The organism is Microcoleus sp. AT8-B5, from assembly GCF_036705565.1.
In the GTDB taxonomy this organism is placed as follows: Bacteria; Cyanobacteriota; Cyanobacteriia; order Cyanobacteriales; family Microcoleaceae; genus Microcoleus.
The window spans coordinates 42,584-54,882 of record NZ_JAUBUY010000016.1; the positions used below are offsets into that span (position 1 = coordinate 42,584).

Below are 12,299 nucleotides of genomic sequence, written 5' to 3' on the forward strand. Positions count from 1 at the left end.
TAGTTAACTGTTGGCAGTTGACAGTTGACAGTTGACTGCTGACAGTTGAATAAAAACTCCTGACAAATAATATCCTTGACCTTTGCATCGCAATTATTTATTTCTCTCTTCTCTTTCTCTGCGTTCTCTGCGTTCTCTGTGGTTAAATCATTCCGATGCAACCGGCATTAATATCATTCACAATTCTTCAAATCTAAAATCTAAAATCTAAAATCTAAAATCCTATGACTTCTCTTAAATTGAATCAAAATTGGCGAGGGTTGAGTTCTCTGTTTAGCAGCGAGACATTTACTTATATTTTCAAGCGACTGTTGCAGGCACTTTTAACCCTATTTTTGGCATCGATGCTTTGTTTTGCAATTATTGAGCTAGCACCGGGAAATTACTTGGATACATTGAGCCAAAATCCCAAGATTTCGCCGGAGACACTCAAGCAACTCGAACAGCAGTTCGGCTTAGATAAACCAGCGATTGTGCAGTATTGGCTGTGGCTGCAACAAATTGTGACGCGGGGGAATTTTGGCACGAGTTTTGTGTATCAGCGATCCGTAGCTTCGCTGCTGTGGGAACGGGTACCGGCGACGTTATTAATGGCGATCGCATCTTTGATTGTAACTTGGGCGATCGCGATTCCCTTGGGAATTGTCGCCGCCGTCAATCAAAACCGCACAGTCGATCGAGTTCTGCAAGTAGTCAGCTACACGGGACAAGGATTTCCCAGCTTTATCACAGCTTTGCTGCTGCTATTTTTTGCTCAGAATACTTCGCCTCTGTTTCCCGTCGGAGGAATGACAAGTATTGACCACGCAGACTTACCTTGGTGGGGTCAAATCCTCGATTACGGCTGGCACTTAATTTTGCCAACAGTCGCCCTCAGCGTTACTGGTTTTGCTGGTTTGCAAAGATTGATGCGCGGACAATTTTTGGACGTGCTGCGTCAAGATTATATCCGAACAGCACGGGCTAAAGGTTTGCCGGACGATCGAGTAATTTACGTTCATGCTTTGCGGAATGCTGTTAATCCGTTAATTACGCTATTGGGTTTTGAGTTTGCTAGTTTGTTGAGCGGTGCGTTTATTGCCGAATATTTCTTTAATTGGCCGGGCTTGGGAAAGCTGACTCTGGATGCGGTGAACAATCAAGATTTGTATTTAGTCATGGCGAGTTTGATGATGGGTGCGACGATGTTGATTGTTGGGAATTTGTTGGCGGATTTGCTGCTCAAAGCTGTCGATCCTCGGATTAAGCTGGAAGATTTGAAATAGTAGAATTAGTCCTGGACGCACGCGGGGTGAAAAACCCTAACTTATAATTGGTGTTATAATTTGATAGTACCTCGATTTAACCTGATAAATTGCTTTGGATTATAATTTTGATTGGAATCCAGCCAAAGAAAAGCAAAATATTCGCAAACATCAATTAAATTTTCGTTTGGCATCAACTGTTTTCCGCGATCGTTCTCAATTAACAATCTATGATGAAGAACACAGTCAAGATGAAGATAGATGGATTACCATAGGTTTAGATGAAACAGGAATTTTAAGGGTTGTTGTCCATACCTTTGAACAAACCGATCGCACCTCCTGTGTAATTCGGATTATTTCAGCCCGCAAAGCTAATTCCACTGAAACCCAACCTTATCAAGAGAGGAAATTATGAAATCAGAGTATGAGTTTTCTTCATCAGAGCAAGGCAAGTTTTACCATCCTGATGCTACGTTTCATTATCCCATTTATCTCGAACCCGATGTCGAGGACTTTGTGACTAAAATTGCCGATCATAAAAAGATTGAGGTTCAAGCTTTGGTCAATGAATGGCTGAGAAATAACATGAAACTAATTCAAAGTGTTGAGTAGGTGAAAAACCCATTTTTTTCTCAAGTGGCTTGCCTGATAGTGTTCGATCGCGATCGACCGCAAAAGGAGATAGGAACTTACGCAGGGATAGTCAGCAACCGGGTTTTTCCCTTGAATACTTCGTTTCAGCTCGCAAATTAGATAAAAACCCGGTTTATTTGGCGGAGTCGATCCAAATAATGCTGATATCGAATATGTAGAGTAGATAAATGATGACTCAATCTCCTACGACAATATCCCTCGATCGCATTCTCGAACAAAATGCCGAATCTGTACTGATTTGGGCGAACAACATATTTTCAGGTCAAACCACCGAACCACAAGGGTTTAACTGGCTATTATTAGCCGATGTTGCCTCGGCTAAGGCTCGAAAAGGTCAAAATGGTTCCGGTTTGTGCGATCGCAAATGGGCAGAAGTCGCGATCGCAATTTACGATCGCAAGGCCGATGATGCAGAGCGGAAAAAACCAGGTAGTGGCGAGTCTTTTACGATTTCCTCAATGATGTTGCGGGCTGCGATGATAGAAAAACAGGAAGTAATTTCCGATCGTGCTGTTCTCGATGTTAACTTAATTTTAGAATGGTTTTGGGATAACATCAAAGAGTCGCAGGAAGATGTCGAAAAAAAGGCAGCTAATTGGAAAACGCTACCTATTGCAGAAATTCGCGAGTTAAGAAAAATTAAAAATCGATTGAAAGTTATTGCAGCACTTTCTGATACTGATAAATATGTTTTAGATGAAAAACTCAACACTTGGCTTTTACTACGCGATAAATTACCATAAAAGTGCGATAAATATTCCCATGCCCCATTCCCGATGCCCCATTCCCCATCTCGGAGTGTTTTATGTCAGAAAAACAACCAAACGAATCAATTAGTTTTAGCCGCTTTGCCGACTGGTGCAGGCATATTGACAGTCTTTCAGAAGAGGCAAGGCGCACAGTTAAAGTGTTGTTAAAAAAGGCTGGCACTGATGACGCTGAAGAAGCGGAGCGGATACTTTCAAGCATGACAAAACTGGATCTCAGCGACAATGAAATTACCGACATCAGCTTTCTCGGCTCGCTCACCAATCTGACCACACTGGATCTCAGCGACAATGAAATTACCGACATCAGCTTCCTCGGCTCGCTCACCAATCTGACCACACTGGATCTCGACTACAATCAAATTACCGACATCAGCTTTCTCGGCTCGCTCACCAATCTGACCACACTGGATCTCAGCCACAATCAAATTACCGACATCAGCTTCCTCGGCTCGCTCACCAATCTGACCACACTGGATCTGGGCGACAATCAAATTACCGACATCAGCTTTCTCGGCTCACTCACCAATCTGACAACACTGGATCTGGGCAGCAATAGAATTACCGACATCAGCTTCCTCAGCTCACTCACCAATCTGACCACACTGGATCTGGGCGACAATCAAATTACCGACATCAGCTTTCTCGGCTCACTCACCAATCTGACAACACTGGATCTGGGCAGCAATAGAATTACCGACATCAGCTTCCTCGGCTCACTCACCAATCTGACAACACTGGAGCTCAGTGGCAATCAAATTACCGACTTCAGCTTCCTCGGCTCGCTCACCAATCTGACAACACTGTATCTTCGCTGCAATCAAATTACTGACTTCAGCTTCCTCGGCTCGCTCACCAATCTGACAACACTGTATCTCGGCTTCAATCAAATTACCGATATCAGCTTCCTCGGCTCGCTCACCAATCTGACAACACTGGCTCTTAACTACAATGAAATTACCGACATCAGCTTCCTAGGCTCGCTCACCAATCTGACAACACTCGATCTGGGCAAGAATCAAATTGCCGATATCAGCGCCTTGCGCTCGCTTACCAATCTGACAACACTGGAGCTCAACGACAATCAAATTACCGATATCAGCGCCTTGCGCTCGCTTACCAATCTGACAACACTGGAGTTCAGCAACAATCAAATTACCGATATCAGCGCCTTGCGCTCGCTTACCAATCTGACAACACTGGATCTGGACAGCAATAAAATTACCGACATCAGCTTCCTCGGCTCGCTCACCAATCTGATAATGCTGAATCTCAGCGAGAATCAAATTATCGATATCAGCTTCCTCGGCTCGCTCACCAATCTGATAATGCTGAATCTCAGCGAGAATCAAATTATCGATATCAGCGCCTTGCGTAAGCTCACCAATCTGAGAACACTGGAGCTCAGCAACAATCAAATTACCGCTATGTGCGTGTTAGGCCTCCTGGCACAGAAACGTCTTACTCTCTCGACTAGGTCAATTGAGGCTCAAAAAGCCACTGAAGCAGTCAAAGTTGCCTATGCCGCTATTGGCCTAAAAGAACCCTCCGTTATTATTTGCAGCAGTCCCCGCGACGTTTGTCTCCAAATCTTCAACTTGTTCAAACACGACCATTCACAAAACTGCTCAGACGAATACAGCAATAGATTGGGGCAAAATCTAGACCGGAAATGGATGTCTCCTGTGGGAGAATTTGCAAGTCCAGCGGTGTGGAAGTATGAGTTCAATCGCATGACGATCGAACCCGAAGCAGACAGCACCCTGAGTGAGCTAATGTACGAATTGGTTTACAGCTATATGCGATCGGAAGGAACGATGGGGAATCTTTTTCGCGCTCATTTTTACCCCCAGAGCTCCCTTGAAACCCCCACGACTTTGTGTAAATCAATCTATTTGACCCAATGTTATATCTCTTCATTAGGCATCAATTTTTCCCAAAAGGCACAAGAAATACTTCGTTCCCAAAAGCTGCTTTTCAAGCATTGCGGTTGGATATTTCCCTTTGAAAAGATTTGTTATGTGTGCGATCGCCCCCGCCACCTGCGCTTTGACAGTCAAAACCGCTTGCACGCGGAAGGAGAACCTGCGATCGAGTTTGCCGATGGATGGAATTTTTACTATTATCACGGTGTCAGATTGCCTGAAAAATACGGCAAAGTCCACCCAAATCAATGGCAATCCCAATGGCTTTTAGGAGAAGAGAATGCCGAAGTTCGGCGAGTGTTAATTGAAGGAATTGGTTACGATCGTCTTTGTCAAGAATTGTCAGCAAAACAAATAGATAGTTGGCAGGAATATGCACTATTACAAATAGATAATGCCGATGTGGAGCCGATTTGTTTGTTAAAAATGACTTGTCCGAGTACGGGATTCATTCACGCTTTGAGAGTGCCGCCTAACCTCACATCAGCTAGGGAGGCAATTGGCTGGGTAAATTGGGATATCGATCCAGAGGAATTTTCCGTGCAGACTTAATCTATAACAACTCTCAATCATTCATGAACATTTGTAGGCGTAGTGTCCCCGTGCCTACCCCGATTGGGGCAATTTACGCACGGGCGATCGGAAACGGTTTTTTTTTGGGAATACTTAGTTATAGCACCCAAAAGCGACAAAAACCCGGTTTCTTTGGTGTTGATGCGTAAGATCCTGTGCGGTAGATTAGCGATTTGTCGTCGAGGGGGCAGGTTTATGAGATTGTCGGTTTTCGGCAATTATTGTCGGTGAACCTGCCCCTACAAGACATGGCGTTTGTAATAACGGATCGGATCTATCTGAGATATTGCAGCATTCTCCATTAGCTGTAGGGGCGGGTTCGCCAGTAGGCTGAAACGTTTGCAGACAGGTTAAATAAACCCGCCCTCCCCCAGGAATAATCCCCTCAAATCAATCAGACTCGATATAACTCCTATTATTCCCAGAAATGCACCGATAAAATTTCATTCACCCTCCAAACATGGCAAAACAACTAGCAATAGAAACTCGCGGGCTGACGAAACAATTCGATCGCCATATAGCCGTCAATGACATCGATTTGCAAGTAGCAGCAGGCGAAGTATGCGGACTGATCGGCCCCAACGGTGCCGGGAAAACTACTTTGCTGCGGATGTTGGCGGCGGCCCAGGAACCGACTACAGGGGAAATTTACATCAACGGGGATAGGTTATTGCGCGATCGATCGCACCCGATTCTCAAACAGCGCATCGGCTTTCTTCCCGATGACTTTCCCCTCTACGACGACTTGACTGTTTGGGATTATTTAGACTATTTTGCCCGACTCTACAACCTCCAGCAACCGCGCCGCCGAGAGCGAATCAACTCCGTGTTAGAACTCGTGCAACTAACCAACAAGCGCAACAGCTTAATTTCCACCCTTTCGCGGGGAATGAAACAGCGCCTGAGTTTGGGGAGAACTATTATCCACGAACCGCTATTGTTGTTGTTAGACGAACCGGTTTCTGGCTTAGATCCGATCGCCCGAATGCAGTTCCGCGAAATTATCAAACTTTTGCAACAAGTGGGCATGACTGTAGTCATATCATCTCACGTCCTCAGCGACTTAGCCGAACTTTGTACCTGGGTTGGTATCATGGAACTCGGATATCTGGTCGAAAGCGCACCTTTACAAGAACTTTACAAACGCCTCAGCCGCCAGCAAATTTTGATGTCGGTTTTAGGAAATAAATTAGAAGCGCTAATATCCGAGTTAAAAAACTTTCCTTGGATAGAAAATTGGGCAATAATCCCGGAAACTCAACAGGTGTGCGTTGATTTTTCAGGAAGCCCGGAAGATGCAGCCAATTTATTACGCGAACTCGTCGCCGCCAACATTCCCCTAACCGAATTCCACTGCACTCAAGAAGACTTAGAAACCATCTTCCTCAAGATGGGACACCAGCAAGCATCTTAATTTAGTCGTTTCCATAATCAAATTAATTCTTTGTGGAACGGGCATCTTTCCCGTTATTGAAAATAATTCAACAGTGAGTTATAACTGAGTTATATTCTTTACGGTTGGACCGGAATTATTTAACCGCAGAGAGCGCAGAGGACACAGAGGAAGAGAAGAGAGAGAATTACCAATTACCAATAACTAATCAACCATGACACTCAACTTACTGGACAAAGTCGGCAACTGGAATCCCCAGTTATTTCGAGAAATCAAAGGCCGCTTGAATATTGGCAATATGGCGATCGCATCTGCTTTCTCGTTAGGGCCTCAACTGCTGCTGTTCATGTATTACAGCGCCCAGTTACCCGTTGCCCTTCGTAATGTCGATCGTACTGAACCGATTTATAACAGATTTTGTGTTTTAAAGACGACCACTAACACGAAACAAGGAACACAATGTCTCACAGATGCCTTGGGTAATATAGTAATTGATTGGCCCAAGTGGTGGGTAGAAATATTTATTTGGCTGAGTATATTTAGCGTGTTAGTCCTATTAGTAGCAGGGACTTATATGCTCGTCAGTGACTTAGACAAGGAGGAACGCCTGGGTACGCTCAACTTTATTCGCCTCAGTCCCCAATCTGCCAACACCATTTTTATTGGCAAAATTCTCGGTGTCCCTATTTTAGTGTATCTAGCAGCAATTCTGGCGATACCACTACATCTATACAGTGGATTAGCTGCTCAAATACCTTTGAATGAAATTTTATGCTTCTACATGGCGATTGCAGCCAGTTGTAGTTTATTCTACAGCACTGCGATGCTATTTGGATTGACAACCAGTTGGTTGGGAGGATTTCAACCTTGGTTGGCTAGCGGTATCGCTTTGTTTGTGTTTGTAATCTCTACCATGAAGTTAACAGTAACTGCTGGGGATTTAGGAACATTTGTATCTGCCATTGGCATCCTAAGATATCTAATTGTTGGAATAATGGATAACTATGAATTTAATTCATTAGGTGCAGACATACACCAGTTACAATGGTTTTACTTGCCCATCGGTAAAAATATTGTAAGTGGCATTATTTTGTCTCTGTCAATTTGTAGTATCGGAACCTATTGGATGTGGCAGGGATGGCAGCGCCGTTTTCCCAATCCCACTACTACAGTTTTGAGCAAGCGACAAAGTTATTTTGCTGTTATCTGCTGTCAGCCCATTATCTTAGGCTTTGCACTCCAATCTGACCCCCTAGCCTACGGTAAAACTTTTCCTTTGCTAACATTGAATTTGGTGATGTTCTTAATTGTAATAGCATCTTTAACATCTGAGAGACAATCTTTGTATGATTGGGCAAGGTATCGGCAACAAATTGTTCCCAGCGGTCACAAGTTGTGGCGACGTTACCCACTACTCGATTTGGTTTGGAGCGAAAAAAGTCCGGCTGTAGTTGCGATCGCGATTAATCTTCTCAGCTCATCCTTCATTTTACTCAGCGGACTAATTTTAATAGATCGGGGCGAGTTTGAAAAGTCTCACACAAGCATATTTTGGAATGTAATTCTCGGTATCAATCTGATCCTCATCTACGCAACCATCACCCAACTATTCCTATTTCTCAAAACCCGCAATCAGGAAATTTGGGCCGTAGGTACTATCAGCGGTGCTATCTTGTTACCACCTGTGATTTTATCTATGCTCTTGCTCACTCCAGAAAAAAATCCTGTCTTCTGGCTATCTTCAACCTTTCCGATTTTTTGGTCTTTTTCGCCTGACATAGGATCTGGAACTACGATTTTGATTTCGATACTCAGTCAGTGGACTGTGTTGCTGTTGTTGAATCTCAAATTGCGATCGCAACTGAGACTCGCAGGGGAATCAGCTTCTAAAGCACTGCTGAAAGCTTGAAAAAGCAGGGGAAACTTGAAACTCCGATTCAGGCCGGGATTTAAACCCCTGCCTGAAACCTTAAGTCGTCTGAAGACGACTGTTCAACTAACTTAGGAGCGCGAATTAAATAACTTACAATTTTAATTGTTATTGTGAGATGGGCTCTTATAGCCCGTCATGAGTGGACGGGCTATAAGAGCCCATCCCACTTTCAAGAGTGGAAGTTATTTAATTCTCATTCCTTATTATGCCAATTCCGCATTTATACTCGACTTTATATTAAGCGATAGCGGTCGCCGCTACATACAAAGCTCACCTTCGCAGGCTTTAAGATTAAAGTTGAAAAAAAAATCTGACTGTAAGCTGTTCGACATTTAAAGGACGATTGTAGGGGGCCCAGCGTACATAAGCGTTTCCCTTGTAAGCGTAAGTGTTCGCGAATGGCGCACCTTACCTGGTTCGTTAGTCGTTTAAATGCTCCACAGCTTACAGATCCAAAATTATAGAGTCAGCGTATATTACTAATGAACGCAGTACAAAATTTCATAGGTTCGCACCGCTAAAAATTTCAGCTTGCCTGTTTGGAGTTGAGCCGCGCTCCCCCGCCAGCTACACACCCAACTATAAAATACGGCTAAGCGATCTGTCTTTAGGACTGGGTTTATTTGAATCCGGGGGCGGGTTTATATATCATTTTAGCTGCCTGTAATACTTGTATGGCAAGCCCCCCCCTACAGCCGAAAATCATAAAAACTATCCTAAAAGTGCGAATTTGTGATATTTTGACTGAGAATACCACCGCCGTTAGGCAACAGAAGTATCAAATTTAGAGGGTGATTAGAGCATGGCAGAAATTAGAGGCACCGCCCAAGCAGACTTGCTAGCAGGAACTCCAGAAGATGACCTGATTTTTGGTTTGATGGGCACTGACACCATTGCCGGAAACTCTGGTAATGACAGTATTTTTGGAGGTAAGCAAAGCGATTTAATTGATGGCAATTCTGGTCAAGATTCGCTTTTTGGAGATTTAGATAACGACATTATTAACGGCGGCGAAGGTAACGATTTTTTAGTGGGCGGAAAAGGCAGCGATTCCATATCGGGCAACTCCGGCAATGATGTTTTGTCGGGCGATCGAGATACTGATATCCTGATAGGCGGAGACGGGGCAGACCTATTTGTTTTGAGGCGCTACGCTGAGGCTGACCCTTTCCGTACCAGTGGCGGTGTTAGTTTGGCAACTGCTGACCTGATCGCCGATTTTACACCCGGTACAGATTTAATCGGTTTGGGGGAAGGTCTCAGTTTTAGCGACTTAAATATTTTGGAAGCTGGAAACAATACTGTTATTCAAGACCGGGTAACAGGAGAATTTCTCGCTACTCTCCAAGGAGTGAGACAAAGTGCGATTAACCAGGCAAGTTTCACTAATAATATTAGCAGCGTTGTTCCCAATCCCCCGCCTCCAGCGCGGACAACGGCTTATGCTTTAACTCCTGCTAATCGGATTGTCGGTTTTAGTCTTTCCAATCCCGGAAGTGTCCTCACAGATTTGCCCGTAACTGGATTGCCAGCGGGAGAAAGTTTGCTGGGAATTGATTATCGGCCGGCTAATGGTGTGCTTTACGGTGTGGGTTCTAGCAATCGCTTGTATACTATCAATCCGATGACTGGGGAAGCAAGTCCAGTCGGTAACGGGCAGTTTGCTGTTCCCCTAAATCCGGGGGCTGCAGGTTTTGATTTCAATCCGACAGTCGATCGAATTCGCTTTGTCAATGAAGGCGATCAAAACGCCCGCCTCAACCCGGATAACGGGGCACTTGTGGATTTTGACACGGTGGCGGGGGGAATTCAACTCGACGGGAATTTGGCTTATGTTGCGGGCGATCGCAATTTTGGGTCAAATCCGGCGGCAGCAGGGGCTGCGTATGTGAATAACTTTGCCGGGGGAACTTCGACAACCCTGTTTGTAATTGACAGCGATTTGGATGTTTTGGTGCGACAAGATCCGCCGAATAATGGAGGGTTGAATACGATCGGATCTTTGGGAGTTGATGCGAATAGCGTTCTCGGCTTTGATATCAGGAGTATTGGCGGCCGCGAGGTGGCTGTGGCGGCGCTGGAAGTCGGTGGCATTTCCGGCTTGTACAATATCAATTTAAGCAGCGGTCAAGCTTCCTTTGTCGGTCAAATTGCCGACGGAAGACAGATTAACGGTTTGGCTTTGCCTTTGCCTACAGCTTACGCCTTAACTGTCAGAAATGGCGCTGAAACAATTGTCGGTTTTAACGAAGCGGCACCGCGGGCGATTCTCAGTGACGTGTCAGTTACAGGGTTGCAGCCCGGAGAAAGTTTGCTGGGAATTGATTTTCGCCCCGCTAACGGTGTGCTATACGGTGTGGGTTCTAGCAATCGCTTGTACGCGATTAATCCAGTTACTGGGCAAGCCAGTGCCGTCGGTAGCGGGCAGTTTGCTGTTCCCCTAACTCCGGGGGCTGCGGGTTTTGATTTCAATCCGACAGTCGATCGAATTCGCTTTGTCAATCAAGCCGGTCAAAACGCCCGCCTCAACCCGGATACGGGGGCAATTGTCGATGTTGACACGCTGACGGGGGGAGTTCAACTCGACGGGAATTTGGCTTATGCTGCGGGCGATCGCAATTTTGGCAATCCCGGCGCGGCGGCGGCGGCTGCGTATGTGAATAACTTTGCAGGGGCAGCTTCGACGACACTGTTTGCAATTGACACCAATTTAGACATTTTGGTGCGGCAAGATCCGCCGAATAATGGGGTGTTGAATACGATCGGATCTTTGGGAATTGATGCTGGTACTGTTCTCGGCTTTGATATCAGGAGTGTTGACGGTAACGAGACGGCTTTGGCTGCGATCGATGTTGGCGGAGTTTCCAGTCTATACAATATCAATTTGACGACTGGTCAAGCTTCGATTGTCGGTCAAATTGGTGACGGGCAAGGGATTAAAGGCTTAGCACTAACTTTGATTTAAATGGTGCAGTCCGACAGTCCCGCAGTCCAACAGTCCGACAGGGGTTGAAACCCCTGTCTCATAGCGAAAGTCCTCTAAAGAGGACTAAAAATTAGCAACTAAAAATTAGAATTTGAGTCGGTTTTTAACCGACTTTTGCTATTAGCCAGGGAATTCATTCCCTGGCGGGTTTCGGGAGAATGGAACAGCCTTTTTTCTTCAGGAAAGTTGGAAGGTATCGAGAATGTACCTCACACGCACGCAATCCGCTATCAAATAAATTCATCGTTAATTTGATAATAATATCAAGTCGGGTCGATCCATTATAATATAATGCCATATCTTGTAGGGGCGGGTTCACCAGTATTCTCTCCCTCAAAACCAACAAATTCATCAACCCGCCCCCGCCCATAGCAACACTAATCGATCGGACACAACATAAAATGTTATCTCAAGTTTTTTACTTGCTACGTTCCCGCAGTGACGGCAAATATCTGTCCGCGAATCCCAATCCAGATGCGGCAGTGAGTTACCTGCTGATGTTTCGCGAAGACTATGACGCTTTGAGCTATCTCAATGCCCACGCTGCTGATGTTGCCGATCGATTCGGAGTAGAATCGATTTCCGGTTCTCAGGTAAAAAAGCTACTCGAACGTTGGGGCTTTAACGGCGTGGGGGTTGTTCAAGACCCGCTGTTACCGAATATTGAGTTTTTATTGACAAATAATTGACAATTGACAAGATTTGCGCTTCACCCGGTTTCTGGAAGAAATCGGGTTTTTTTGTCAAGTTTTGAGCCGATCGCCCGATCGAGTTTGTACAGTTCTGTGCCCCATATCTAGTGCAAATTGTCAAATATATTAACC

The 12,299-nt window shown here is 45.0% G+C and carries 8 protein-coding genes and 2 pseudogenes; all 10 read left to right on the forward strand.

The genetic code is table 11. The features are described 5' to 3' along the window. Window positions 1-224: 224 nt before the first annotated feature. The 10 genes and pseudogenes from QUB39_RS13220 (at window position 225) to QUB39_RS13260 (ending at window position 12,164) form a co-directional block, all read left to right on the forward strand. A complete protein-coding gene (locus QUB39_RS13220) occupies window positions 225-1,265 on the forward strand; it encodes an ABC transporter permease (protein WP_333208172.1) in 1,041 nt (346 codons plus the stop codon). A gap of 94 nt (window positions 1,266-1,359) precedes the next feature. After that, window positions 1,360-1,659 (forward strand): BrnT family toxin, encoded by a 300-nt coding sequence (locus tag QUB39_RS13225; RefSeq protein WP_333208171.1) that lies wholly within the window; start codon window positions 1,360-1,362, stop codon window positions 1,657-1,659. Next, on the forward strand, window positions 1,656-1,856 hold the full coding sequence (locus QUB39_RS13230) for a hypothetical protein (RefSeq protein WP_333208170.1): 201 nt from the start codon (window positions 1,656-1,658) through the stop codon (window positions 1,854-1,856). Before QUB39_RS13225 ends, QUB39_RS13230 begins: the two co-directional genes overlap by 4 nt. A 209-nt stretch (window positions 1,857-2,065) precedes the next feature. After that, complete coding sequence (locus QUB39_RS13235; RefSeq protein WP_333208168.1) at window positions 2,066-2,641, forward strand: hypothetical protein; 576 nt, start codon at window positions 2,066-2,068, stop codon at window positions 2,639-2,641. 224 nt (window positions 2,642-2,865) lie between these two features. Beyond that, window positions 2,866-4,080, forward strand: a pseudogene (locus QUB39_RS30600) (leucine-rich repeat domain-containing protein); the annotation flags it as partial. A 498-nt stretch (window positions 4,081-4,578) separates the two neighbouring features. Then, window positions 4,579-5,142, forward strand: a pseudogene (locus QUB39_RS30605) (DUF6745 domain-containing protein); the annotation flags it as partial. Between the two features lie 481 nt (window positions 5,143-5,623). Further along, window positions 5,624-6,577 carry an ABC transporter ATP-binding protein gene (locus QUB39_RS13245; RefSeq protein WP_333208165.1) on the forward strand — a complete coding sequence of 318 codons (954 nt, stop codon included), beginning with the start codon at window positions 5,624-5,626 and terminating at the stop codon, window positions 6,575-6,577. Window positions 6,578-6,770: 193 nt separating this feature from the next. Then, the gene (locus tag QUB39_RS13250; protein WP_333208164.1) at window positions 6,771-8,465 is read left to right on the forward strand and encodes a hypothetical protein; all 1,695 of its coding nucleotides are present in this window, start codon (window positions 6,771-6,773) and stop codon (window positions 8,463-8,465) included. Window positions 8,466-9,291: 826 nt separating this feature from the next. After that, window positions 9,292-11,454: a DUF4394 domain-containing protein gene (locus QUB39_RS13255; RefSeq protein ID WP_333208163.1), complete on the forward strand. Its 2,163-nt coding sequence runs from the start codon at window positions 9,292-9,294 to the stop codon at window positions 11,452-11,454. Window positions 11,455-11,876: 422 nt separating this feature from the next. Beyond that, on the forward strand, window positions 11,877-12,164 hold the full coding sequence (locus tag QUB39_RS13260) for a hypothetical protein (protein WP_333053679.1): 288 nt from the start codon (window positions 11,877-11,879) through the stop codon (window positions 12,162-12,164). Window positions 12,165-12,299 lie beyond the last annotated feature (135 nt).